We start from the raw sequence: 24,132 nt of genomic DNA, 5'->3' as shown, positions 1-24,132 counted from the left end.
GTTAATTACAGCGCGGTGACGGTTTTTTAACCATTGCGATTCATCCACCGAGATAGGAGGCGGCGGCGCCAGCTATCTCGGTCCGGACCTTCGGACAGAGAGACAACGATTTTCCGGTTTTGCCCACGGCTCGGACCGCCACGACCGCGCGATCCAGCACATTTCGCTTCAGCCGGAGCAACGGCAGCGGGGCCCGCGCACCGGCCAGAGTGCCCCGTGCCAGCATCCGCAAATGAAGCCGCAGCACGACGGATGCGACAATTTGCTGCCCTTCGGCGGTCGCGGTTCGTTCGATTGTTGGCTAGTCGCCACACTTTGGCAGAAGATTGGACACATCTCCAACCAGCTCAGGCATGACCTGCTCCGCCGTACGCTTGGCCGTCACCAGGCTCTCTATGTGGTGCTTGATCACTTCGATAATTTTCAGCGAATTATCACCTGGAAAAGATGCCCATTCCGTCAGCAGCGGCAGCTGCTGGATACTGGTCAGGTGGTTGGGGCTCCGCTCGTAGAAAGCGCCGAGCAGCTCCGGTGTTTTTACAGCGATCTCGTTGCCGGGCATATAGCCGGTGGAATTGACCATGGCGGTCTGGCCGACCGGTCCGGTGACGAACTTAACGTATTTCCAGGCGGCCTTCTGGCGTTCCGCGTCTTTTGCGAAAACCATGGCGACGTTTCCGCCTGCGGGAAGGCGCCCGTCGGCTGTGGCGAGCGGGAAGGCAACGGTTTTGAACCGGAAGCGACCACCGATCTGCCGCTCAGCCGCGGCCACGTAGGATGTGGAATCCGCGAGTATCGCGATACTGCCGGCGACGAAGGATTGCCGGGCCTGACCAAGCGCGAGGTTCGGCATGCCCGATTTGCCGAAATCTTCCAGCGTCTTCAGCGCCCACTTGCCGTTCGCGTCGTTGAAGGCGACGCTGCATCCGTCGGCTTTGAGAATACGACCGCCCTTGCTCGTCACCAGCGACTGGAACAGCCAGTTTCCAGTTTGCTCCCACTGATAATAGAAGCCGGTAGCCGAGGTGCCCGCTTTCGCCTCGATGGTCTTGCCCAGAGTCAGAAGCTCCGGCCAGGTCTTTGGAAGCGCTGACACATCGGCGCCGGCCTTTGCGAGCAGATCAGCATTCACGTAGAGCACGGGCGTCGAAACTGCGAATGGCAGGCCATAGAGCTTGCCCTTGTATTTTCCGAGTTCCGCAAGCGTCGGGTAATAACCAAGTCCGGCAAGCCCACCATCTGCCGCCGCGAATCCGTCCAGCGGCGCGCCTAATCCCCGATCTACAAACAGGCCAATCTGGTTGATCCCGTTGAAAGCGACATCCGGCAGGCGACCGGTGATCTGGTCACGCAGAATTTGCTGTGCGGCCTCCTCATAGCTCGCAACGGGGTTGCGGAACTTCACCTTGATGTCGGGGTGCGCCTCGGTGAAGCGCTTGGCCAATTCCTGATGCAGCGCATTGAAGGTACCGGGCGTGGTGTAGAGCACGTCAAGCGTGACTTCGGCCCGCGCGGCCGTCGCGCCGACCGCCGCGACGGCGGCGGCTCCGGCGAGCACCGGGCGAAGCCGGGTTACGATTTGATCAAGCATGGACGGTCTCCATTTTGGATTACTTCATGTTCGTTACAGCGAGGCCGTCGATAAACCGGCGCTGCGCAATCAGAAATGCAAGGAGAAGTGGGGCTACGATGATCACGGCGCCGGCCATCAGCGGACCGAGGAATTGCCCGGCTTCGTCGTCACGGAAGAGCAGGATTCCGAGCGCAGGCGTGGAAACTTCCTCGCGGCGCACCGCGATGAGCGGCCAGAACAAATCATTCCAATGGGCCACGACCGAAAAGATGCCAAAGGCAGCCAGCGCCGGGGCCGTCATGGGGATCATGATGCGCCAGATGATCTCGAACTCGCCGAGCCCATCGAGGCGAGCGGCGTGAATGATCTCGTCCGGTATCGACCGAAAGAACTGCCGCAGCAGGAAAATTCCGAAAGTAGAGATCGCCCACGGCAGGATCAGCGCGGCATAGGTGTCCAGGAGCCCAAACACGTTCAACAGGACGAAATGCGGAATGGCGAGAGCTTGATGCGGCAGCAGCAGGCCGACCAGCACCGCAGAGAACAAGGTGTCCCTGCCGTGAAAACGCAGCTTCGCAAGTGCATAGGCGCAGGGAATGCAGACCAGGAGCTGCAGCGCGAAGATCGCTGCGCATACCAGCAGCCCGTTCAACAGGAATCGGAACATCGGCGCCGCCGTTAGCGCGACGCGGTAGTTCTCGATCCCATGAAAGGTCGTCGGCCAAAGGTGGAAGTCGGCCTGAAAGATCTCTTCCGGCGGTTTGAGCGAGAGGCTCACCATCCAGAGAAATGGCAGCAACGCAAATGCGGCGGTGAGAATCAGGATCGTGTGCCGAGCGAGCCGGCCAGCGATCCGCCAGTCTGGAGAGCGGGCGATCATGAATAATGGACCCGCCGTTCGAGAAGCCGCGCCTGCGTCAGCGTAAGCAGCACGACGATTGCGAGATAGACCACGGTGAGCGCTGCGCCATATCCCATGCGGAGGAAATCGAAGCTCTCGGTGTAGAATCGATGCAGCAGCACGTCGGACGCATAGTTCGGCCCGCCTTGGGTCAGAACGCGAACGCTGTCGAAGACCTCGAAGGACCGCTTCGCCGTCAGGATGACGACGAACATGGTGACCGGTCCCAGTATGGGCAACGTCACGAAACGCAGACGGTCCAGAACGCCGTCGGCACCATCGATGGCGGCTGCGTCGTAGAGCTGCTGCGGAACGGCCTTGAGGCCGGATACGAACAGGACCATGGCGAAACCGAAGCCTTGCCATATGCCGATCAAGGCGAGCGCGAGCAGCGCCGTACGCTCGTCCCTGAGCCAGTTGACCCCGGAAATCCCCATCACTCCCAGAGCCCGATTCACGAGGCCGATCGTCGGATGCAGCATGGTGCTCCAGACGATCGCCATGGCCGACATCGTGGCCATCACAGGAAGGAAATGGGCGGCCCTGTAGAAACCACGCACGCGGGGACTCGCCTCGATGAGCAGGGCCACGACCAAACCGAGCAACACCGTGCCCGGCACGACGATAGCCGCATAAACCAGGGTATTGCTCAGCGCTTTCCAGAAGGTCGGATCCGTGAACAGCGTCCTGAAATTCGCGATTCCGGTGAAACGAAAGGCAAATGATCCGAGCTGCCAGTCAGTCAGGGAGAAAAACACAACCGCCGCAACCGGGCCGAACAGAAGGACTACCAGCAGCAGCAAAGCCGGGGATACGGCGAGCCAGGCCACCGCGTGTTCTCCCGATCTCGTCGCGAAGCTGGCTTTCGCATTGCCCCTGCAGGCGCGATCTTGGTCAGCATCCGTCACGCTGCGACCTCGACCTGCTCGGTCTGGCCCTGGCGCATCCCCGCGCCGTCAAATTGCAACAAGCAGCCCGGATCGATCTGAAGGCCAACCGGACGACCTGGCTCGGAACGGGATCCGTCAGGGTGCGTGCGCACGACGACGGTGCCGCATCCGTCTGCAAGCGCCACGTTCAGGAAGATATCGGAGCCGAGATTTTCGACGGTGGAGACGATGCCGCTGAGTCTTCTATCCCCGGGCGCGGCTATTCCAACGGCCTCTGGACGAAACGCGAGATGTGTCGTGCTCCGATGAACGCCTGGGGGAAGCGACGCCCCCAAAGATGTCCAGTCGGCGCAAGAAACCACATTGATCTTTGGGCTGCCGATCATCTCGGCAACTCGCAGATCCTGCGGGTCGCGGTAGAGCTGCTCTGGCTGGCCGACCTGAAGCAGTTCGCCGGCCGTCATCACGGCGACGCGGTCGGACATCGTCATCGCTTCTGCCTGATCGTGAGTGACGTAAACGAAGGTGACGCCCAGACGACGATGCAGCGCCATAATTTCACCTCGCATCTGCACCCGCAACTTGGCGTCGAGGTTGGACAGCGGCTCGTCCATCAAAAACACTGCAGGATGCCGCACCATCGCGCGGCCGAGCGCGACGCGCTGGCGCTGGCCGCCGGAAAGCTGGCCTGGCTTGCGGTGCAACAGATGGGCGATGTCGAGCATCGAAGCTGTTTCGGCGATCTCGGCACGGATCGCGTTTTCAACATCGCTGCGACCAGGCCAAGCACGGCCTACAAACGGCAGCCGCTGGGCGAAGCTCAGGCGCCGCGTCCGCAGTGGCAAAGCGAGGTTGTCGAATACGCTAAAATGAGGATAGAGCGCGTAAGACTGGAATACCATGGCGACGTCGCGCTCCTTCGGGCGCTTGTCGTCCACGCAGCGGCCGCCCACTACGACCTCGCCGCTATCCTGCGCCTCCAGCCCGGCGATAATCCGCAATAAAGTGGACTTCCCGCATCCGGAGGGACCAACCAAGGTAAGAAACTCGCCGTCCCGAATGCTCAGCGACACGTCCTTCACAACTGCCGTTTCGCCATAGCTCTTCTCGATGTGGCGCAGTTCAATCTCAGCCATTGCGGCCTCCCTGAACTGCCTGAAGCGGACGCCCATCCATTCCGGAAGCGGGAAGCCCGAGATGCGTAAGAATGGTTGGCGCGATGTCTGTGATGCAGGAAGGCTCCTGCCTCGCTACGCCGCGGCTGAAGCCCGCGCCGTCGATCATGAGGAACGGCGCTTGCTCGCCTGCGCCGAGGCCACCGTGCTGGCCGCTGCCAAGAATGTCTGCCTTGTTGCCGGCACGCTCCGCGACAAGGCTGGTACCAGCGACGCCGTAGGCGTTGGGCTCATCACTTGCGCGCATTGAGACCGCAAACGCCAGGCCGTGATCCCGGCCCTGCCCCACCGACGCCAGCGCGGCACCACCGAGAACGGTTTCCGCCCATTCCTGACTCGCGAGGAAGTTGGCGACTGCCGGCGTGCGCGCGACGAAATCGGGATGGACATAGAGCAGCGCGGAGGTGCCGTTCGAGGCGACGACCACGTCGGTCGATTCAAGGCTCTCCTTCAGTCCGGCGGAGACCAGTTCTTCGTCGATGTCGATGACGCCGGTGACCGTTTGATGGCCGTGATCTGATCCTATCAGCAAAAGAATATCGTCCCTGTCGGCGAGCGTGGCCACCGCGTCCATGACGCGCCCGGCATTGCGATCCGCCTCCGCCAACACCGCAAGATGACCGGGCGATCCCATGGGCAAGGCGTGCTGCGTGGCGTCCGGTTCGCCGAGCCACAGCACCGCAAGCGCAGGAGGATCAGACTCAGGCAATACCGCTTCGCGGATGAAGCGCTCGGTCATTGCCCGGTCGCCATCTACATCCAGCGTGACGCGAAGCTGCTCATCTTCCGGTAGCGGGACACGATCGCGGCCGAACGACCCGGCGCGATGATAGACCCGCCCAAATCCATCCGGATCGTGCGCATAAGCCGCTCCCGGCGAAACATTGCTGAAGATGATGGCGCCGCCGCTGTTCGTTAAGCGCTCGGCCAGCGTTGGCACGGCCAGCGAGCGACCGGTGACGCGCCGCTTGTGCTGGAGAAAATCGGGACGGCCTGCATCGTGGCGGACAAGGCGCCCGTTTTCCAAGAGCGCCATGGTGTTGCCCTGCAAGCCGTGACGCGCCGGATAGCAACCGGTCGCCAGGCTCGCCGAGACCACCCGCGTGCAGGACGGAAACACCGTTCGATGGGCGGCGAACTGTTCGGAACGCTCGGCGAAGGCGGCAAGGCGGGGCGTGGTCTGCGGCGTCACGAGATCGCGGCGCAGACCATCGAGGATGACGAGGATGGCACGAGGCATAGTCAGACTTTCACATCGTTAAGCAGGACCGAAAACACATCATAGTTGCGGAGCGGTCTCCCTGCCCCGCCCTCAACCCGTCCGGTCTTCAGCGGGTGACAGAGAATGAACGGCACCACCTGCTCGGCGAGCCCGCCGTGAGAACGCAGCCGCTCACCCGACAGCTGCGAAATGTCGTGGTCGCTTGCATGGGCGCCGAGGGCGACGCCCGACCTGGCCACGACGGCGGTCGCCTTCGCGATCTTCCGGCAATTCGAAGCGCAAACATGCTTCCTCACGCGGGGCGGCCATGCAGACGCCTGGAATCTGCCGAATGAATTTCAACACCTCGGTGCTGGAAGGCTCCGTCCGTTGCAGATGGACGCGAACAAAGCCGCCCAGTGCACCATGATGCCGCACGAAGGGATCGGTGATCGGACAGATGACGCGGGCTGCGCCCGCGCCGAAGGCGGCATCCAAGAGGTCGCCAAGATAGATGACATTCGGCTCCCCGCTCGGGTGGGCCATGTCGTTCATGCCATGGTCGGCGACAATCCCGAGGCACGCCCCGAGCGCGAGCATCCTTGCGAGCCGCTCGTCCACCGCGCGCATGAAGGCGATCGCTTCCGGCGCATCCGGTGCATGCTTGTGCTGCACATAGTCGGAAAGCGACAGATACATCAGGTTCGGCCGGCGGGTTTCAAGCAGGCGAATTCCGGCATCGAGCACGAACAAGGAAAGATCGGCGGAATACTGGTCCGGCGCTCCACGCCCCACCAGCGCGCCGATTGCGGAGATGCCATTCTCCGCATCGGTCGCCTCGTCGGCTTTCTCGGCAGAGAAGGCGATGCCGTCGAGCCCATGTCCCAGCGCCTTGCGCAGCTTGTCCTTGGCAGTAACGGCGGCAACCTTGGCTCCCACTTGCGAGAATGCAGCCAGAATGGTCGGCGCGCGCACGGGAGTGGCGTCTACCATCATGATTTCTGCGCCGGTATCTCGGTCGAGATAAAAATTGCCGGAGACGCCGTGAACGGCGGGCGGTACCCCGCAGACGATGGACACGTTGTTGGGATTGGTGAATGTCGGCATTGCCGCGAGCGCGGAGGCAGAAAAGCCCTCGCGCCGCATCCGGTCGATGGCAGGGATGGCTCCGGCAGCGCTGGCAGACTCTATGTAGGCCGGATCGCAGCCATCGAAACAAATGACAACGGCGGAATGTTTGGGCCACGCATAGTCGCGTCCGTTCACTCTCACCAGAGGTCTCTCCGCGCGATGGGACGCGGCATTGGTCAGGGTTCGATCAAGCTTGTTCATGGGAAGACTTATCGTTGAGTGTTGCTTCATCTGCGAGCCACGCCGCGACGCGCAGAAGGTTGCGGTCGCCGCCCTGGCAACCAACGAGCTGAACGCCGATCGGCATGTCACTCATTCCGCGCAGCAGCGGTAGCGATACGGTCGGTAGTCCGCACAGGCTCCAGGGCATCGACATGGCGCCAGAGCCCGGTCCCTGCTCGAGGCGCGTGGCCTCTCCCGGTGCGGAGAGCGTGATCAAGGCGTCATGATCACAGAACAATGACGCGGCCAGAGCAGTCAGCCGGTCGGCCGTCGCCTCAAGTTCGAGATACTTTGCGGCGCTCAATGCGCGCCCGGCAACAATACCCTCCTGCAGTGGGGGGCAGAAGCTATGGAACGTTTCCTCTGGCAAGGCGCCGAAACGATGTGCCAGATGAGCGTTCAGAAGACCGTGCACGACGTCGAGCGCAATATCGAATTCTCTGGGAAGATCGACCGCGGCCACAGTTGCAGGCAGTCCGGCGACTAAGCGGTCGAGCGCCTGGCGCGCATCGGGAGTTGCCAAATCCCAGCCCGGCCCGCGAACCAAGCCGAGCCTGGGCGGATGCCGCAGTGCATCGACCTCCGCGAGCCTGTGATCGAATGCGCCGGCGAACAGCGCGAGATCGTCGACAGACCGGGCCAACAGACCCACATGCGCCATCCGGGGGACCAGCACGTTCGATCCGCGCATGCTCGTAAAACCAAGTGACGGCTTGAGGGCGAACGCGCCGCAGAACGAAGCCGGTAGCGTCGTGGACGCCGTGTGCTGGGTGCCGAGCGCCAGCGGAACCATATGATCGACGACCGCGGCCGCAGAGCCCGCCGACGACACGCCGGGTGAGCGCGACGGATCCAGGGGATTATGGGTCTGACTGGGGTGATACATTCCGAATTCGGACGTCGTGGTTTTGCCCATGATGAGCGCCCCGGCCCGGTGCAGCACGCTGACGGCATCCGCGTCCTCCGTCGGCCGACGACCGCGCAAGCTTGCACTGCCATATTCGGACGGCATGTCGCTGGTATCGAACACGTCCTTCACGCCGACCGGCAGACCATGCAGTGGACCGAGCGGGAGTCCCGCAGCCTGCCATTCATCTGCCACCCACGCGCGTTTCCGCGCCAGATCGGCGTCCAGGAAACTCCAGGCCTTCACCTGCGGTTCGCGCACGGCAATGCGCTCCAAGCAGGCTTCCATCACCGACGTCGCCGTTAACTGGCGATTGCGGATCGCGCTGACGATCATGCGAGCGGACAATTCGTTCAATCGCTTGCTATTCGAAAGGAGCGCCAGCTGCTGGGTGCCTGATACGTCGTTCATTGGCCAATTGCCTCCATAGCCTGCGGAGCCCCGGCGGTTTTTGGAGTTGCATGTTGCCGGCGAAGATTTGCGGCGAGTGCCTGGGCATGGGGCAATAAGCCGTCGCGAAACAGCAGGACACAAAGGACAAAGACGGCGCCCTGAATTGCCACGATCCAGGCGCCGAACGGCGAGAGGAAATGCTGCATCGTCACCAGCACGGCGGCACCGACGAGAGGCCCGCCGAAGGTGCCGATCCCGCCGATCAACGCCATTAGCACGGCTTCGCCCGAGAGATGCCAATGTGCGCCGGACAAGGTGGCCAGCTGGAAGACGATGGCGCTCATCGAGCCGGCAACGCCGGCGCAGAAGGCAGCGACGCCGAATGCAGCGAGCTTGTACGCGTCGACATTGTGCCCCAGCGACAGGGCTCGCCGTTCATTGTCGCGGATGGCGATCAACATCATCCCGAACGGGGAGTCGATCAGACGGCGCAGGCCGAAGAGCACGCCAAGCATGGCGGCAGCGCAGAGCCAGTAGACATTGGTATCGTCACGGAGATCGATCAATCCCAGCAACGTGCCGCGGGGGACTGACTGGATGCCATCCTCGCCATGGGTGAAACTGGCCTGCACGAATACAAAATAGACCATCTGCGCGATCGCCAGCGTGATCATGGCCTGATAGATGCCACGGCGCCTGATCGCAAAGATGCCCATGACTAAGCCGAGCACGAGCGCAGCCGCGATCCCGACACCGATCGCGGCTTCCGCCGGCAGCGCCCACTCCCTCGCCGCATGCGCCGTGAGATAGGCAGCAGTACCGAACAAGGCGGCCTGGCCGAAGGACATGATGCCGGCAAATCCCAGCAGGAAATTGAATGAGGCAGCGAAGATGGTGAAGCAGAAGATCTTCATCAGATAGACGGGATAGAGCAGCATCGGCAGCGCCAATAGCGCGGCGATGGCGATGAGCACCGGCACGATGCCGGTCACGCGTTTGGCGGTGGTTTGCGTGCCGGCAGGCTCGATCCACGGAAGCCGGGCCGCCAGGAATTCGTGCGATCGGACCACCGAAATGCCGAACAGCCCCTGCGGCCGGAGCAGCAGCACGACGCACATGAAGGCGAACACGATGAAGCTTGCCGCCTGTGGGACCAGCGCCTGCGTAAGGCTCTCGATCAGCGCGAGGACATAGCTGGAGACGATGGTTCCCCCGATCGATCCCATGCCGCCGATAACGATGATCGCAAAGACGACAAGCAGGATATCCGAGCCCATCAGCGGACTGACCTGATAGATCGGCGCGGCCAGCGCGCCTGCCAGTCCCGCCAGCGCAGCGCCCAGGGCGAACGTGGCGGCAAAGACACGAGGCACGCCGACGCCGAGCGCTTCGGCGGTAGCTGCATTTTCGGACGACGCGCGCAGGATAGAGCCAAGACGCGTGCGCGCAATCGCGATCCAGACGATGACACATACGACAAGCGCCACGAGGACGGCCCAAAGCCGGTATGCGGGAAAATACAGAAAGCCGAGATCCAGGCCGCCGGATAACCAATCCGGCGCGGCGTAGGGAAGTCCGGTCGAACCGAAATAGGCCTGGAAGCCACCTTGAACGACCATTGCCGCGCCGAACGTCAGCATGAACCCGTAGAGCGGATCGAGGCCATAGGTCCGACGCAGCAACGAACGTTCGAAGATGATGCCGAAAGCGGCTACGCAGATCGTCGCGAAAGCCAGCCCGGCGAAATAATCCAATCCGAGATATCGAGAACCGGCCCACGCAGCAAAGGCGCCCATCATATAGAGCACGCCATGCGTCATGTTGAGAATGTTGAGAAGGCCGAAGATAAGCGCCAGCCCGAGACTGAGCAGCGCATAGAATGAGCCGTTGACGAGGCCGATCGTGAGGTAGCCGAGGATGAGGTCCATCATTGCAGAAATCACAGCGCAAGACGTTCGAGGAGCCGAGCCTTGACGGGCTCGCCGCCACGGGTTTCGAGGTCGTCCACAACCGCACCGTTTTCGATCACTACCACCCGATCGGCGAGATGCAGGACGAAGTCGAGGTTCTGTTCCACAAGCAGGATCGTGTAGCCGCGGCGCTTGAGCTCGATCAGCACATCCTCGATCTGCCTCACGATGACCGGCGCCAGTCCCTCGGTGGGTTCATCCAGAAGAAGCGTGCGCGCGCCCGTTCGTAAAACCCGGGCGATGGCGAGCATTTGCTGCTCGCCGCCGCTAAGCTGGTCGCCATAGTGGCGTCCCCTCGTGCGAAGATTCGGGAACAGCGCGAAGATTTCAGCCTTAGCCATGCCGGTGGTGTAGACCGCTGGAGGAAGCGCAAGATTCTCCTCGACGGTAAGGCTGGAGAAGATCGCCCGCTCCTCGGGACAATAGCCAATGCCGAACCGGGTTCGCTCATAGGGGCGCAGTCCGCTGGCTTCGCGCCCGGACAAAGTAATGCTGCCGGTTTGGCGCGGCAGTAGACCCATGATAGCGCGAAGCACAGTTGTCTTACCTGCGCCATTGCGGCCGACCAGACAGGTCACCTCACCTGGCCGAACCGCGAATCCGACGCCGAACAGCGCCTGGGAATCGCCATACCATGCTTGCACATGCGAGAGGCGCAGCGAGTCCGCGTCAGGCACGACGCTCGGCCCCGATATAGGCGTTGATCACGCGAGGGTCGCGCGCGATCTCGTCGTAGCTGCCTTCGCAGAGGACCGAGCCTTCCGCAAGCACCGTGACCTTCGCTGCCAGAGTTTTGACGACCTGTAGATTGTGCTCGACCAGAAGGACGCCACAGTTGGCGGCGACCGTCTTGATCAGGGCTGCGACAGGCGCGATATCCTCCCGCGCCAGACCCGCCGTCGGCTCATCGAGCAGCAGAAATTTCGGTGCGATCGCGATCGTCGTGACGATCTCAAGCAGTCGCCGCCGGCCGTAGGACAGATCCGCGGCGCGGCGTTCGCTTTCGTCCGTCAGCCCGCCTCGATCGAGAAGATGCCGGACCTTTGCTTCATTTTCGTCCCGTCTCGAACGCCCGCGCAGGAGCTGCAGACCCCGCACGTTCAGCGCGAGTGCCGTGCGGACATTGTCGGCGACAGTGAGATTCGGGAAAATCGAGCATATTTGAAACGATCGGGCGAGCCCGAGCCGAGCGAGACGGTTCGGCGATGCCGCTGTCACATCCGAACCGTCGAAATGAATCTGGCCGGCGGTCGGCTTCACAAAGCCGCTGATCACGTTGAATAGCGTGGTCTTGCCTGCTCCGTTGGGCCCGATCACTGCATGGATCGACCGTGTGTCGAGGTCGATCGAGACACCACGAAGTGCCTCGAAATCGCCGAAGCGAACCGTCAGGTCACGGGCGGTCAGCAGCGATGCTGCGGCGTGTTTTCGAACAGCCGAGGCAATCGGCGCGGCTGCCCGCTGTGGATGATCAAGAAGGACGATCGTCATCGAATGCTCGGAGCGGCGCAGCCCGCGGTATCGATCGAGCGAAACGCGGTGTCGGCCGGAACCGTGGCAATACGCTCATAGTAGTCCCACGGAGCCTTGCTCTCGGCCGGTGTTTTCACGCGATAGACGCCGAGATCGTAGATGACGCGACCGTTTTCCTGGATGTGGACCTGGCGACCGAATTTATCGACGGGAAGCTTTCGCATCTCCGCGTTCACGAGAGCGGCATCGTCACTCTTCGCGTTGCCGGCGGCCTTGAGATAGTGCAGCACGCTCGTATAGACGCCGGCCTGCTCACGGGTCGGCATGCGTCCATGGGCCTTGAAGAATCGCTCCGAGAAGGCGCGCGTCCCGTCGGTATCATTCCAGTAAAAGCCGGTGGTGATGATCAGGCCCTGGGCCGCTTCGAGGCCGACGCTGTTGATGTCGGTAACAAATGCATGCAGAGCCGAGACGCGCTGGCCCCCGCGCATGATGCCAAACTGGCCGGCCTGTTTGATGGCATTGACAGTGTCGGCACCGGCGCTCGCCAGAGCAACGACCTGCGCTTGCGAGGATTTCGCGCGCAGGAGCAGCGCGGAGAAATCGGCCGTGCTTAGGGGATGGCGAGCGCTTCCGATCACCTTGCCACCACGTTCCTCGACGACGCGCGAGGCGTCCTTTTCGAGATCATGGCCGAATGCGTAGTCCGCGGTGAGGAAATACCAGGACTTCAGGTCCTGCTGCGTCAGGGCGGCGGCGGTGCCGCGCGCGAGCGAGTAGGTGTCATCAGTCCAGTGCGTGGCAAAGGGCGAGCAACGCCCGCCCGTGATCTCGACGCTGGCGGCGCCAGATATCATCAGCGAACGCTTTTTCTCGGTAGCGATCGCCATCAGGCCAAAGACAACGCCGGAATGCGGCAGATCGACCATGACATCGACGCCGCGCCGGTCGAACCATTCGCGCGCAATCGCCGACGCGACGTCGGGTTTATTCTGATGGTCGGCAGTGATGATCTCGATCGGAACACCGCCAGCGTTTCCGCCGGAATCCTCGACCGCCATGCGAGCCGCCAGGATCGATCCGGGGCCGCCGACATCAGCGACGACTCCGCTTTGATCACCCATCACCCCGATGACGATCTTGTTGTCGGAAAATTGCGCGAGGGCGGACGTTGCCCAGCCGCATAACAGAAATGACCCGATGATCAGCCGACGCATGGATTTTCTCCTGTTTCCAAGCTCGGCGCACAAATAGAAGGGGCCCGTAACACATTTGTGACGGCGGAGGAACAATTGTGCACAACCACATGAGTTGTGGAGAAGTATGAAGGAGTTGCCTTCCAATCCCGGAAGCAGGCAAACAGCGGGTTCCTGAAGCTGATCGGAGTGCGCGTTGATTCGAGGCTTGCAAGTCGCAGTAAACGAAGGCGAAGCGGGCGATGGTCGTGCCGACGCCGCGTTGGTTGCAAAAATCTGCTGGTACTATTTCCGCGAAGGCCAAACCCAGGACGCAATCGCGCAGCGGCTGAAGATGACCCGCAAGCGCGTCAACCGGATTCTTGGTGAGGCACGGGAAAGCGGCTTCGTTCAAATCACGATTGCCGACCCATCGGGCCAACGCACCGAACTTGAGGAAGAACTGATCCGCAAATTCGATCTGCGCCACGCGATCGTGGTTCCGGTCCCGATGGGCGGCACGGACGTGCGTTCCTTCGTCGGGGCCGCCGCCGCGCGATACGTCGCGGAGTGCCTTCCACCGTCCGGTTCGCTGGGGATCACCTGGGGAGGCACCATCAATGCAGCAGCTCAAAACCTGCCGCAGCGATCCGGAGACGGCACCCGCGTGGTGCTGATGTCCGGAGGGCTCGCCGAAAGCGCGCCGATCAATCCGTACGACAATGCGACCATGATTGCCCGGGCACTCGGCGCGCGATGCTATTATCTGACCGCGCCAATGTTCGCCGAGACTGCGGAGCTCAGGGACATCCTTGTCGCGAGTGAGCCCGTTCGTTCAGTGCTCGCCATGGTGCCCTCCCTCGACGTGGCGCTATTAAGCGCGATCGACCTCTCTGAGCAATCAAAGGCGCTCGAATACGAGGTTATCTCTCGCGAAACCTGGGCTTCCCTGCTTAAAGCCGGTGCCGTCGGGGATATTTGCGGCCACTACCTTGATGCAGCCGGCAAGCCGCTTAGCCACCCCCTGGTGCAGCGGACGATCAATCCGCCGATCGAACATATGCTCCAGATCAGGCATCGGATTCTCGCGGCCGGCGGCGAGCACAAGGTTCCTATTATTCGCGCCGGCCTGTTGGCTGGCTTCTGCCAGGTCCTGGTCACTGATGAAGCGGCCGCATCCAGACTGCTGGATTGAGCTTGCCTCACCACGGCAGCGAATAGGTTTTTATGTTCGTAAAGCTCTTCATGGCTTCCAGCACGCCTTCCTTGTGGCCGAGGCCGGAATCCTTGATGCCGCCGAACGGCGTCAGCTCCGTCCGGTATCCCGGAACTTCCCATACGTTGACGCAGCCGACGTCGAGGGCATCGATAAAGCGGGTGATGTAGTCGAGTCTATCTGTGCACAAACCCGCCGAAAGACCGAAGGCCGTTGAGTTTGCGATGGCAATGATGTGTTCAACATCATCCGGGCAGCGAATGATCGGCAGGACAGGACCAAATGTCTCTTCGCGCACCAATTCGCAATCGGGCGGGACATGGTCCAGCAGTGTCGGCGGATAAAGCGCGCCCTCTGGAGTATTTCCAAGCAGCAAGCGTGCGCCGCTCTCAACTGCGGCTTCGACGCGTCCGGCAATTACCGACGCCGCCCTCGCGTTGATGACCGTCCCCACGTCCGTGTCAGGGTCCAGGGGATCCCCTGCCCTGAGGCGCTTCATCAGAGAGAGGGTCGCTTCGGCGAAGCGATCGGCAACGCTCTCGACGACCAGGGCGCGCTTGACGGCGGTGCAGCGTTGCCCGGAATTTTTGGTCGCACCCTGCACCGCCAATCGGGCCGCGCGGTCGAGATCGGCATCACCCATGACGATCAGAGGATCATTCCCGCCGAGCTCGAGCACCAGCCTTCGGTATCCCACCCGTTCGGCGATTTTCTTGCCAGCATTCACCGATCCGGTAAATGTCACCAGGTCGATGGCCGGGTCATTGATCATCGCGTCTCCCAGCGAACGCGGCTCCCCGGTGACTACCGACAACATTTCCGGCGGCAGTCCCGCTTCATAAAGTAGCTCGGCAAGAGCAAGCGCGGTCAAAGGAGTCGCCTCCGCCGGTTTCAGCACGACCCTGTTATTGGTCGCGATTGCCGGAGCGAGCTTGTGGCTCACGAGATTCAGCGGATGGTTGAAGGGGGTAATCGCTGAAATGACACCAAGGAGCGGCGTCCTGCTCGCGAATATGCGTCTGCCCTGAGCATTCCCTCCGATATCGCCCGCGTAAATCGCTCCATCGTCCTGGAGCACTGCGTGCGCCGCGAATGACCAGACATCCTTGGCCCGCACGGTTTCATGCAGCGAGTCTTTCAAGCATAGGCCGCTTTCTGATGTAATGAGATGCGCAAGCCGGTCCCGGTTTGCTTCGATCGCCTCTGCCGTGGCCAGGAGGATCCGCGCCCGCTCATGCCGCGTGAGCCTCGGACGGAATGCCCGGGCAATCGCGAAGGCGCGCCGAACATGCTCTGGACGCGCTTGCGGCACCGCGGCTATTACCTGATCCGTAAACGGATTCCGCACGTCGATCGTCGAATCCGCAAGGACATCCTTCCCTGCGATCTTCATCGGATGATAGGGACGTGTCGAATCTAACATCGCCGGACTCCATGTGATGTTCCGTGCCGCGCAGGATTCCGGGCGCGTGGGATCGCCCCTAAAGGGATCGGCTCCTTTCGCCGCCAGCATGCCAAATCGCGATGGTAACGCCGCCGATGATGAGGACACAGGCGAAACACGACGCGTGCCGTGGGAGTCTCCTGTTGCAGAACGGCGGCCGCAACCAGCGCGACGACAGGGATGAGCACGAGGCTCTGCGATGCGATCTGCGTGGAAATGGAGCTGAGCGCGCGATACCAGGCGACGAACGCCAAGCCGGTCGCCACGATGCAGTTGAATGCGATAGGCCAGGCGAGAATCGGCAATTGACTCCAGTCGAGCCGACGCTCCAGCAGGAGCGATGCAACGATGACAGCTACGCCCGAGGTCGCCAATTGAAAGATGGTACGGCTCCACACGTTGATGTCGCCGGGGGTGCGCTTGTGGATCCATGTTCCCAGCGCCCAACTGAAAGCCGCCATCGAAAGCAGCGCTATGCCCAGGATGCCATGAGATGTCGCCACCGGAGCAGCACCCGAAGCCAGCAGCCCGAGACCAAGCATGCCACAGGTCAGTGCGATGACATCGAGGAACGATTGCTTTTGGCGATCGATCGCCCACTCGATCGCGACGAGCCACAACGGCATCGTATAGAAGATCAAGGCGCTGGTGCCGACATCGAGATACTGCAAGCCGACCAGGCTCAACCCGAGGCCTCCGGCCATTTGAAGGAGGCCCACCGCGACAAGCCTGCCCTTACCGTCACACCCGAGCTGGAGCGGGTATCCAAGGCACAGGCGGACAGCTCCGATCGCGATTGCGCCGCCGAGCAAACGGATGCCCGTGAAAAACAGCGGCGGCGAGGACTCCAAGGCGTCCTTGATCACCAGCCAGTTTGTGCCCCAGATGATGACGACGAATGAGAGGCAGAGGAAACCGATCAGCATGTTGGCCGCCTGATGTTTCACCGAGCCCCACTCGCCGGCACGGCTTGCAGGCGGAAAGTCCGCGGCTGGTTCAGCGCGAGCTGAAATGCTTCTTTGTTTTCCTCCGGGGTGTAACGCGACGTAACCCGGGGTAGCGAGTGCGAATGTGATTGATTGACCTTGCAGAGCAGGAAGTGCGGCCCTTCGGCCAACAAGCTTCGCGCAGCCGCGTCGCTCAATTCGGCACGGGTTACACACCGGCGGACCGCGCGATACCCGCAGGCCACGGCGACTGCTTCCAGCGATGACGTCGCGGAGGTGGATTGCTGTCCCCCGGTAGAAACGTAGCCTTCGTTATCGAGCACGATGTGGAGGAAGTTTCGCGGGGATGCGTGCCCGATCGTGGACAAGACCCCCATATGCATCAGCACGGCGCCATCGCCATCCAGCGCGACCACGCGACGCGATGGATGCGCAAGCGCGACCCCTGCAGCCACCGCGCTGCAATGGCCGAGTGATCCCTGCATGTAAAAATTCCCAGGACGATCGCTCAAGCGAAACAGCTCTCGGGAAATGAACCCGGTCGTCGAGACAACGAGATCGGTCGGCCGCAAGGCCTCACTGATGATTTCCAGAGCGTCTCCGACGTTGAGAGGATAGTTGTCCGCTTGTTGCTCGCCGTTGATGGCAACGCCGACGCCCGCAGAAAGTTGACCTTTCCGGACCAATACTGCAAACGAGAGCGATCGCTTAAATGCCTCTTCGGCCTTCACGAGAGCCGCCATGAACCCGTGCGGCGTCCCGTCGAACTCACTCCACGGGATTGCCAATTGATCGAGCAAGGCATGCGTACTGGCGCCCATGATGCGATGCTGCGGCTCGTCCTCGGGTTCGTCGACATGCCCCCGCACGGAGATCAGAAGCAGTGTCGGAATACAGTTGACCTGGACCAGTGATGTCAGCGGATTGATAATGTTTCCTAGTCCGGAATTCTGGAGGGCAACGACGCTTCGTCGCCCCGCAAGTGCCGCGCCGACGGCAAACGACAACGCGCTGCCTTCGCTCGCCGCCGGGACCGACATGATATCGCTGTCCATGGATACCCGCTGGAACAGATCGGCGAAATGCGAACAGGGTACCCCGGAAAAGAACTCATACTTCTGCCGCTTCAGTAGAGCCAAGAGCGTCGTTGTTGACATCGTCATTTCAGGCATCCTTCCGTGATGCGATATTTTGCTCCCGCCGGGCACAACGCGGCGTTTGGTGCCGTCGGCGTCGACGAAACCACGATCCAGCAAGACGCTTTCAGACAGCGATCTTGTTCGGATAGCGCGCTTGTTCAGCTGGAGCCGTTGGCGCGCTTTCGCGCTGTGATGAGACTTCGGTTGCAAATCGACTTGCGATACTCGACCTGCTGAAAGCCGACGCCTTCCATGAGTGAGCGCATGTCCTCGAAGCTGTAGCAGCAGCCTTCATAGCCGGTGGTCAGCAGGACCGAGTATTCCGCTTCCGCGACCGGCGCGGGACCGCCTCGGTCGTCGGGGTGGCAGCTATAAACGGCCACCCGACCACCAGGAAGCAAGCTCTGGTACGATTTATCCAGCAACAGCCGCACTTTCTCAGGTCCCCAATTGTGCAGGACATGCGAATAGAGATGGAGCGAAGCGGCGTTCGGAAACGGATCGACGAACATATCTCCGGCGATCACACGCGCTCTTGGTGCCGTCAGCTTTCGCTCGGCAAGACATCGCGTGGCGAGTTGGTCGACGGGCGGACGCTCAAATATGGTCGCCGACAGATTGGGATATCGGTTGAGCAGGTGCGCGGAATAGACCCCGGATCCACCCCCCACATCGAGCACGGCCGTGTCCTGCGAACAGTCGAGCAGGCGCGCGAGATCGGGAGCAAAAATCCGCCCACGCTCCTCCATGCCTTGCGTGTTCAGATCGGCAAATTCGTCCGTTTGCATCAGCGCGTCCCAGCTGGTCGTGTCGCCACGCTCGACATGCCACGTGTCTGGTGCACCCTGGCGCAATACGTCGTAGATCTCCCGAACCGACGATTTGTACTTCATGGTGGCGATGTAGGAGGAAATGTTCTCAGCCGAGCTGCGGCTCAAGTACCGCTGCGCGGATGCCGTCACGAAAAGCTTGCCATCGACGTTGGCGAGCAGCCCCCAGGACTCAAAGAGCCTGATCATCGTTCGCGTCGGCCGCTCCTTGATCTGAAAATGGCTGCGCAGCTCTGTTTCGGTCGCGGGAGTTTGGTCGAGATAGGTGAAGAGATCGAGCCACGAGACCGCCGCGATATAGAGGTCAGCCGCATACGAACTATCGCGCCATCGGATCACCTGGGCGATATCCGGTTCAGGCAGCTGGTTTGGTATTGAGGCCGCTAGTGTTGATTGAAGCATGGCACGATCTCCGCGTTCGAAGGGTTCTACGGCATTGGATGAAGGGACCGGAGAATCACGCTTTCGCGTGACCATTTCCGCTGTATGTCGGCAAGTATCGCTCCTCAGCGGCAGCGAGTTCGCCATAGCGCATCAAGCCAAAGACCTCGTCAAGCGAGGCGACTTCGCCTTCGATGCCGGCGATGCTCTCCTCGGCAATGATACGGCCGCAAATCTCTCTCATCCCGGCAATCGCCGCCCGCATCGAGTGGTTGGCCCAGATCACAGTCGAGATGCCGGCTTCGCGGTAGGCGGAGACGGGCGTTCGATAGTATTTGGTGGGGACGATCACGACCGGAAGCCGGTTCTGCCAGGCGGCGGCGAAAGCGAGGATCTCGTCTGCCACGCTCCTGCGCGAATGAATGAGGATGGCATCTGCTCCGGCCTCGGCATAGGCATGGGCGCGCATGAGCGCTTCGTCCATTCCGTGGCCGGCGATCAGCGCCTCGATCCGGGCGACGAGGACTAGGTCGTCGCCGACAGTATCCCTCACAGCGCGTAGCCGGCCCGAGAATTCGCCCGTATCGGCCAACGGATGCCGATCGCCGACGAACGAATTCATCTTGGGAAAGCCCTTGTCCTCCAGTGCGACGCCGGCGGCGCCGCGTTGCTGTAGCTTGCGTGCCAGAAGGCGCGCATTGTTGAAATTGCCAAAGCCGCTATCGCCGTCGACAAGCACCGGAAGATCTGTCGAGTCTACCAAGCGCTCGACGACATCAACGAGCTGTGTCCAGGAGGCCTCGTTGGCGTCGCGGTAGCCGAGCGAGCACGAAATTGACAGGCCGGATGCCCAGAGTCCCTTGAAACCTGCGCGCTCTGCGATGGCGCCCGACAGACCGTCGTGGGCCTCCATCAGAAAGGAGAGATCGTGATTGCAGCAGATTTGATTACGAAGTTTGCCCGCCGCTCCCGACGCAGCGGGGTGGTGATGGCCGTTTGCGACGGACTGTTTTTGCGCTTGCATGTCGAACTCCCTGGGACGCCTGATCAGCTTCACTAACAATAGTTGTGACACGTTTACACCTGACGTCAATATCTAATTCTGGTTGATGCGCAAAATATCTAATTCCAGTTGAGATGAAGCGCATCGGGCGGACGCAGTCGGCTGCCGGTGTCAGTTCAGTAATTCATTGCAAACCAAGAAGTGGTTTCAGTCGCTGACTTCGCGCAGTCAGATCGGCACGAGGCCTAAGGCGAGGCGGAATCGGAGGAAAAAAGCCGTCACGAAAGCGTGAAGCCAATTGTTCATCGAATTTTGATGTCTAGCCGAACGAGTATCACTAAGATGCCGCAACTGCGCCAAACAACGAGCGCTAGGTAGACGACTTTGCTCCTCGGTTGGGTGGGGGTCGCATGCAAACAGTCATTCTGGACGACCATGGTCGCACATGGGACGCTCGATCCCCGGCCCTACGGAGTTTCCTGCACTGCTCACTTCCCGACTTCGATTTTCTGACCTACCTCGTCGAGAATCTGGGATTTGTGGCTGTCACGAAAATCGCTCCCAATGCGGCACGCATCCGATTTCGGCCCGAAACGGTGTCACAGACCAGCATCGCGGCAGCTCTATACCATCTCGCTGATATGGGAATCGAACGCACCATCATTTCCCACCCGGACCAGTTCGTCGAGAAGCTGGTGCCAGGCTTCGCGCAGACGATCGCCTACATTACCGAGCAGATTGCTGCGAGCCATCAGCAATCTTCTTCCGTGTTCACGAGCAGAGAGCAGCCGCTCGAAACACTTGCAAACACGGACGAAGCACTGTCATCCCTTTTCGCGCAATGGATTGATTCGAAGCGGGTTTACGATTCAGCGACGCTGGCCGACGTGTTGCCTGAATCGCTTCGTGGGCGCTTCATGCTTGTCGAGCCCGTGGATGGCCGCCTGACCATTACCGATGTCGGATCTGGCTTTGAGATTTTCGGCGAGACCTGGCGGAAGAATGCGCGAGGCCTGCCTATGGAAGAACAACCGGATTACAATTACGGCCAGTGGGTGCAAGGCATTTACCGCCGCGTCCAGGAGACGCTAGTGCCGCGCCTGGACGAGGTGAACGCCACGATCAGACGGCCGGACAGGAACGACAGCATTCACTGCCATTATCAGCGTCTCATCTTGCCGTTCACCTGCAAGGGAAGCGGGCGAATATGTCTTCTCGGCGCATCGGTGGTTGACTTCTGGGAGCAACAGTCCGCTCTAGATCGCCGGGCTGTCGAAGAATGTCCGGCGTAGATCAATCCGCCCTTCCCTGATGCGGTAGACATCCGCAAAACGCATGCTGAGATTGCGCCCATTCTTGGCAACGCCGGAAAAGCTGCCCCAGCACGCAATGTTTGCGCCGTCGCTCAGCACCCTCTCGACGCGGTGCTGACCGAGCGAAATAATCCGTTTCGTCAGGTAGAAGTCCAGGATAGCCGGCTTTCCGACGAACGGGTCATAACCCGGCCGTTCGTAGATCGCCTCGTCGTGGAGAAAGTCGGAAAGCCCTGCCCAGTCCCTGCCGTCGATACAACCGAACAGCCCTTTGACAAGCCCTTCTGAATCCTCCGGACGAAAGGTTCTGATATTCACCGCCACGCCTCGCGACATCACTGATTTGCCTCCTCGGCAATGCGCGGGGCAATGACAGGGACGCTCGCCCGATCCATGATTGCTGCGAGATCGGCAAGCAGTTCGTCAGACTGCATCCAGCCCAGCCCGCAACGCATCTCGCCAAGCGGCGAGGCCACAAGCTCGATGCAACTATGCTCGATCTTCGTGTATCCGGCACGCTCTGCCAGGCCACCGGCGATGACGGCATCGGCCATCATGCCGATCGTGAAATCGCTATTCCAGCGTGTGAAAGCATATGCCCGCGAAATGCGCGACTGGATGGTTGCAATGTCCTTGCCTCTGAAATCACGCCGATACCAGACGGCACCGGAAAAGACGACGCGCCCGCTGATTTTCTCGGCAATCGGCGTGGTGATCTTGCAGCGGTCTCCACGCGCGAATGCGGCATCGGGATCGGCAAAGAACATTCGCAGGGAAGCTGCTTCGTCCTTCAGAGACGTTTCCGGCCAGTCATAGATGCGCGCCGCTTGGGTTGTGACTACCTCTCCATGCGTGTTCCGCCCGATCAGGACAAACGCTGTCTCCGGCGTAACGCCGCCCAAAGCCTCGTCAAAAACCGGCACAAGCGGGCGCCAGCTATCGGCGTTGCCCCTGTTGACTTCGGTGAGGTCCTGCAGGCTGCCAAAAGACAGCGTTACTCCGCGATCCCTTGCAGCGGTGTCGGCCCAAAGGAAGAACCGCCCGAGCAGGCCCACCGGCCCGTATTTGATCTTGAGATGGGCAGGTAGGCGCCCCGATGTCGGAAGAGGCTCTTGCATGGAGTAAACGTCCCATCATTCTCACATCGTGTGGTTGAGCCTAATAATCCGTGCATTTGTAACCCGCGTGACATAATTCTAGTTGATAGTACCGCCTAGGAGTTGATATGCCGTTTTCACCATTCAGTTGATTGTACCCAGCAAGAATTCCACCGTGGTGCTTGATGCCTTCTGAACCGTCCGAGAAGAAACCGAAATCCCGCGCGCCGAACAGGCGCGGCGCCAAAATCAGGGTTTCGTCAAAGAAGCCGACCCACGTCGACGAACATGTGGGAAAGCGGCTGCGCTTGAGGCGCAACCTTCTCGGTTTGAGTCAAGACGAACTGGCAAGGCGTCTCGGCCTGACATCTCAGCTCATCCAAAAATATGAGGCGGGGGAAACCCGGATCAGCGCCTCGAGACTCTACGGCATTGCCATGCAACTTGCCGTCCCAATCACATGGTTCTTCGACGAGTTGGAAGGCAAGAAGCGACCGTCCGTCGAGTCCAAGCAAACCTCCGAAGCGCAGGATTGGAGTGAACTCGTTACGAAGCGAGAGTCGCGCCAGCTCCTCGAGCTCTACTTCGGCATTGCTGATGAGCGCCTCCGCCGAAAATTGATGGAAGTCGCGCAGCTACTCAAGACAACTGACGCGGAATAGAGGGCAGCGACAGCCTACCCATGGCTGAGTGTCGCCCGGCTGAGCGCTATCTGGCCAAGCGTGGCAAGTACGGCGGCAACGTCGGGATGATTTGGACCAAGTGCCTTTTCGCGGACGGCGAGGGCCTTCTTAGCGCGCGCTCGGCTTCGGCCATTTCGCCCTGGGCCTCTAGCGTCTGGGCAAGCACGACAAGGCTTGTCGCTGTCAAAACTGACTGCCGACCCGAAGTCCTTTCAGCTTCAGCTGTAATCTTTCTTGCCAGGGCTACCGCTTCCCCGTATCGCCCCTCTTGAGCCAGCGCCGTAATGCGGCGCATCAGGGTCAACATTTCCTGCGGATTGGCCTGGCAAGGCGACGCGAGGACTGCTGTAACGACAAGCCACGCAACAAATATTTGCCGGAGCGCTCGCATTTCTTGTCGCTCCGATCCGCTTTCCTGCGAGCTTGCTATCCCCCCTATGGGCAGCAGCAACGCATCGGGATTCAGGCTTGTGCCCACCGGCGGGGGAGCTCGAGCTAGCTCGGTCCCCGGCCGAAGGGGCGCCGAGGATGCGGAGCAAATTGGGATCGTCTTGCAGGGTGTAGGCGCCTATCCCGAGCCCCCCAATCGCGTAAACGCCGACCGCAATGCCGCCCAGAGCCCAATAACCCGTGGCGATTCCGCCTGCGCCGAGGCCCAGCGCCAGTGCAAGTCCACCCACGCAGGCGAGGCCGAGGCTGATGCCGCCGAACGCCGCAAGCCCCACCGCGACGCCGCCGAACGCAACGAAGCCGATGGCGATATTGCCCACGGCAATGATGCCGCGCGCGGGCCTAAAGCCGATGAGCCATGTCGGGCCGAGCATCACGTGGATGAGCGGCAGGCCGAACAGAATGGTCTGAGACTTGTACTCATAGAAGTAGGGCGGCGGTGCTACCCACTCCCCGCTCGCAGCTATTGCAGCACCGCGCTCCTGTCGCAGTCTGCCGCATCCGGGGCAGGCCATCGCCCGATCACTGATCTCCCGGCCACAATCCGCGCACCGCTGCAAAGTCATTCTGGGATCTCCCTGAATGTTGCCGTGACTCCAGATGACGCGCCCTCTCTTG

Annotated in this window: 23 protein-coding genes and 1 pseudogene; 3 read left to right on the top strand and 21 right to left on the bottom strand. The window is 61.2% G+C overall.

Annotation, left to right across the window (positions count from 1 at the left end; all coding sequences use genetic code 11):
- Nucleotides 1–301: 301 nt before the first annotated feature.
- The 12 genes and pseudogenes from J6524_RS16790 to J6524_RS16740 all read right to left on the bottom strand — a co-directional run bounded on the left by J6524_RS16790 (nt 302) and on the right by J6524_RS16740 (nt 13,053).
- Complete coding sequence (locus J6524_RS16790) at nt 302–1,558, bottom strand: ABC transporter substrate-binding protein (RefSeq protein WP_225672405.1); 1,257 nt, start codon at nt 1,556–1,558, stop codon at nt 302–304.
- A gap of 52 nt (nt 1,559–1,610) precedes the next feature.
- A complete protein-coding gene (locus J6524_RS16785) occupies nt 1,611–2,453 on the bottom strand; it encodes a carbohydrate ABC transporter permease (RefSeq protein WP_225672403.1) in 843 nt (280 codons plus the stop codon).
- Nucleotides 2,450–3,304, bottom strand: coding sequence for a carbohydrate ABC transporter permease (locus J6524_RS16780; protein ID WP_225672401.1), 855 nt, complete (start codon nt 3,302–3,304; stop codon nt 2,450–2,452). Before J6524_RS16780 ends, J6524_RS16785 begins: the two co-directional genes overlap by 4 nt.
- Before the next feature lie 74 nt (nt 3,305–3,378).
- Nucleotides 3,379–4,500, bottom strand: a complete 1,122-nt coding sequence (locus J6524_RS16775) for an ABC transporter ATP-binding protein (protein ID WP_283843315.1) — start codon at nt 4,498–4,500, stop codon at nt 3,379–3,381.
- Complete coding sequence (locus J6524_RS16770; protein ID WP_225672399.1) at nt 4,493–5,779, bottom strand: alkaline phosphatase family protein; 1,287 nt, start codon at nt 5,777–5,779, stop codon at nt 4,493–4,495. Before J6524_RS16770 ends, J6524_RS16775 begins: the two co-directional genes overlap by 8 nt.
- 153 nt (nt 5,780–5,932) lie before the next feature.
- On the bottom strand, nt 5,933–7,012 hold the full coding sequence (gene phnA, locus J6524_RS16765; RefSeq protein ID WP_312002400.1) for a phosphonoacetate hydrolase: 1,080 nt from the start codon (nt 7,010–7,012) through the stop codon (nt 5,933–5,935).
- Between the two features lie 46 nt (nt 7,013–7,058).
- The gene (locus tag J6524_RS16760; RefSeq protein ID WP_225672398.1) at nt 7,059–8,411 is read right to left on the bottom strand and encodes an amidase; all 1,353 of its coding nucleotides are present in this window, start codon (nt 8,409–8,411) and stop codon (nt 7,059–7,061) included.
- Nucleotides 8,408–9,307 carry a branched-chain amino acid ABC transporter permease gene (locus tag J6524_RS37705; protein WP_312002406.1) on the bottom strand — a complete coding sequence of 300 codons (900 nt, stop codon included), beginning with the start codon at nt 9,305–9,307 and terminating at the stop codon, nt 8,408–8,410. The genes J6524_RS16760 and J6524_RS37705 overlap by 4 nt, the downstream gene beginning before the upstream one ends.
- 162 nt (nt 9,308–9,469) lie before the next feature.
- A pseudogene (locus J6524_RS37700) lies at nt 9,470–10,321 on the bottom strand (branched-chain amino acid ABC transporter permease); the annotation flags it as partial.
- Between the two features lie 11 nt (nt 10,322–10,332).
- Entirely contained in the window at nt 10,333–11,040 is a 708-nt protein-coding gene (locus J6524_RS16750; protein WP_225672393.1) for an ABC transporter ATP-binding protein, read from the bottom strand.
- Nucleotides 11,033–11,854, bottom strand: coding sequence for an ABC transporter ATP-binding protein (locus J6524_RS16745; RefSeq protein ID WP_225672391.1), 822 nt, complete (start codon nt 11,852–11,854; stop codon nt 11,033–11,035). The genes J6524_RS16750 and J6524_RS16745 overlap by 8 nt, the downstream gene beginning before the upstream one ends.
- A complete protein-coding gene (locus tag J6524_RS16740) occupies nt 11,851–13,053 on the bottom strand; it encodes an ABC transporter substrate-binding protein (protein ID WP_225672389.1) in 1,203 nt (400 codons plus the stop codon). Before J6524_RS16740 ends, J6524_RS16745 begins: the two co-directional genes overlap by 4 nt.
- 175 nt (nt 13,054–13,228) lie before the next feature.
- Here J6524_RS16740 and J6524_RS16735 point away from each other — a divergent pair, with 175 nt between their 5' ends.
- Nucleotides 13,229–14,206, top strand: a complete 978-nt coding sequence (locus tag J6524_RS16735) for a sugar-binding transcriptional regulator (RefSeq protein ID WP_225672387.1) — start codon at nt 13,229–13,231, stop codon at nt 14,204–14,206.
- A gap of 7 nt (nt 14,207–14,213) precedes the next feature.
- On the opposite strand, the gene phnY is transcribed toward J6524_RS16735, so the two are convergent.
- Genes phnY through aepX form a run of 5 tightly spaced genes read right to left on the bottom strand, consistent with a single transcriptional unit; the run spans nt 14,214 to nt 19,992 of the window.
- A complete protein-coding gene (gene phnY, locus J6524_RS16730; protein ID WP_225672385.1) occupies nt 14,214–15,650 on the bottom strand; it encodes a phosphonoacetaldehyde dehydrogenase in 1,437 nt (478 codons plus the stop codon).
- Entirely contained in the window at nt 15,644–16,597 is a 954-nt protein-coding gene (locus J6524_RS16725) for a DMT family transporter (protein ID WP_225672384.1), read from the bottom strand. Before J6524_RS16725 ends, phnY begins: the two co-directional genes overlap by 7 nt.
- 17 nt (nt 16,598–16,614) lie before the next feature.
- Complete coding sequence (aepY, locus tag J6524_RS16720; RefSeq protein WP_225672381.1) at nt 16,615–17,874, bottom strand: phosphonopyruvate decarboxylase; 1,260 nt, start codon at nt 17,872–17,874, stop codon at nt 16,615–16,617.
- Between the two features lie 41 nt (nt 17,875–17,915).
- Entirely contained in the window at nt 17,916–19,064 is a 1,149-nt protein-coding gene (locus J6524_RS16715; RefSeq protein WP_225672379.1) for a methyltransferase, read from the bottom strand.
- Entirely contained in the window at nt 19,045–19,992 is a 948-nt protein-coding gene (aepX, locus tag J6524_RS16710) for a phosphoenolpyruvate mutase (protein WP_225672377.1), read from the bottom strand. The genes J6524_RS16715 and aepX overlap by 20 nt, the downstream gene beginning before the upstream one ends.
- 389 nt (nt 19,993–20,381) lie before the next feature.
- On the opposite strand from aepX, the gene J6524_RS16705 reads away from it, so the two are divergent.
- Nucleotides 20,382–21,263, top strand: coding sequence for a hypothetical protein (locus tag J6524_RS16705; RefSeq protein WP_225672374.1), 882 nt, complete (start codon nt 20,382–20,384; stop codon nt 21,261–21,263).
- On the opposite strand, the gene J6524_RS16700 is transcribed toward J6524_RS16705, so the two are convergent.
- Together J6524_RS16700 and J6524_RS16695 are read right to left on the bottom strand one after the other, a co-directional pair.
- Nucleotides 21,228–21,620, bottom strand: a complete 393-nt coding sequence (locus J6524_RS16700) for a nuclear transport factor 2 family protein (RefSeq protein WP_225672372.1) — start codon at nt 21,618–21,620, stop codon at nt 21,228–21,230. The genes J6524_RS16705 and J6524_RS16700 overlap by 36 nt on opposite strands.
- Complete coding sequence (locus J6524_RS16695) at nt 21,620–22,051, bottom strand: hypothetical protein (RefSeq protein WP_225672370.1); 432 nt, start codon at nt 22,049–22,051, stop codon at nt 21,620–21,622. Before J6524_RS16695 ends, J6524_RS16700 begins: the two co-directional genes overlap by 1 nt.
- A 515-nt stretch (nt 22,052–22,566) precedes the next feature.
- Here J6524_RS16695 and J6524_RS16690 point away from each other — a divergent pair.
- Nucleotides 22,567–23,043 carry a helix-turn-helix domain-containing protein gene (locus J6524_RS16690; protein WP_225672368.1) on the top strand — a complete coding sequence of 159 codons (477 nt, stop codon included), beginning with the start codon at nt 22,567–22,569 and terminating at the stop codon, nt 23,041–23,043.
- Nucleotides 23,044–23,089: 46 nt separating this feature from the next.
- Here J6524_RS16690 and J6524_RS37960 read toward each other — a convergent pair whose 3' ends face one another.
- Both J6524_RS37960 and J6524_RS16680 read right to left on the bottom strand, forming a co-directional pair.
- The gene (locus J6524_RS37960) at nt 23,090–23,359 is read right to left on the bottom strand and encodes a tetratricopeptide repeat protein (RefSeq protein ID WP_225672586.1); all 270 of its coding nucleotides are present in this window, start codon (nt 23,357–23,359) and stop codon (nt 23,090–23,092) included.
- The gene (locus tag J6524_RS16680; protein WP_225672596.1) at nt 23,283–24,080 is read right to left on the bottom strand and encodes a hypothetical protein; all 798 of its coding nucleotides are present in this window, start codon (nt 24,078–24,080) and stop codon (nt 23,283–23,285) included. The genes J6524_RS37960 and J6524_RS16680 overlap by 77 nt, the downstream gene beginning before the upstream one ends.
- Nucleotides 24,081–24,132 lie beyond the last annotated feature (52 nt).

Origin of the sequence: Bradyrhizobium hereditatis (assembly GCF_020329435.1) — a bacterium.
GTDB lineage: Bacteria > Pseudomonadota > Alphaproteobacteria > Rhizobiales > Xanthobacteraceae > Bradyrhizobium > Bradyrhizobium hereditatis.
This window is presented reverse-complemented; position numbering and strand designations above follow the sequence as displayed.

Excerpts from the sequence above, each read along its gene's own strand:
- J6524_RS16760 (WP_225672398.1), bottom strand. The coding sequence starts at position 8,411 with ATGAACGACGTATCAGGCACCCAGCAGCTGGCGCTCCTTTCGAATAGC.
- J6524_RS16745 (WP_225672391.1), bottom strand. The coding sequence starts at position 11,854 with ATGACGATCGTCCTTCTTGATCATCCACAGCGGGCAGCCGCGCCGATT.
- J6524_RS16725 (WP_225672384.1), bottom strand. The coding sequence starts at position 16,597 with ATGCTGATCGGTTTCCTCTGCCTCTCATTCGTCGTCATCATCTGGGGC.
- J6524_RS16785 (WP_225672403.1), bottom strand. The coding sequence starts at position 2,453 with ATGATCGCCCGCTCTCCAGACTGGCGGATCGCTGGCCGGCTCGCTCGG.
- J6524_RS37960 (WP_225672586.1), bottom strand. The coding sequence starts at position 23,359 with ATGCGCCGCATTACGGCGCTGGCTCAAGAGGGGCGATACGGGGAAGCG.
- J6524_RS16770 (WP_225672399.1), bottom strand. The coding sequence starts at position 5,779 with ATGCCTCGTGCCATCCTCGTCATCCTCGATGGTCTGCGCCGCGATCTC.
- J6524_RS16715 (WP_225672379.1), bottom strand. The coding sequence starts at position 19,064 with ATGGTCACGCGAAAGCGTGATTCTCCGGTCCCTTCATCCAATGCCGTA.
- J6524_RS16690 (WP_225672368.1), top strand. The coding sequence starts at position 22,567 with ATGCCTTCTGAACCGTCCGAGAAGAAACCGAAATCCCGCGCGCCGAAC.
- J6524_RS37705 (WP_312002406.1), bottom strand. The coding sequence starts at position 9,307 with ATGAAGATCTTCTGCTTCACCATCTTCGCTGCCTCATTCAATTTCCTG.
- J6524_RS16740 (WP_225672389.1), bottom strand. The coding sequence starts at position 13,053 with ATGCGTCGGCTGATCATCGGGTCATTTCTGTTATGCGGCTGGGCAACG.
- J6524_RS16700 (WP_225672372.1), bottom strand. The coding sequence starts at position 21,620 with ATGTCGCGAGGCGTGGCGGTGAATATCAGAACCTTTCGTCCGGAGGAT.
- J6524_RS16775 (WP_283843315.1), bottom strand. The coding sequence starts at position 4,500 with ATGGCTGAGATTGAACTGCGCCACATCGAGAAGAGCTATGGCGAAACG.
- J6524_RS16695 (WP_225672370.1), bottom strand. The coding sequence starts at position 22,051 with ATGTTCTTTGCCGATCCCGATGCCGCATTCGCGCGTGGAGACCGCTGC.
- aepX (WP_225672377.1), bottom strand. The coding sequence starts at position 19,992 with ATGCAAGCGCAAAAACAGTCCGTCGCAAACGGCCATCACCACCCCGCT.
- J6524_RS16705 (WP_225672374.1), top strand. The coding sequence starts at position 20,382 with ATGCAAACAGTCATTCTGGACGACCATGGTCGCACATGGGACGCTCGA.
- phnY (WP_225672385.1), bottom strand. The coding sequence starts at position 15,650 with ATGTTAGATTCGACACGTCCCTATCATCCGATGAAGATCGCAGGGAAG.
- J6524_RS16680 (WP_225672596.1), bottom strand. The coding sequence starts at position 24,080 with ATGACTTTGCAGCGGTGCGCGGATTGTGGCCGGGAGATCAGTGATCGG.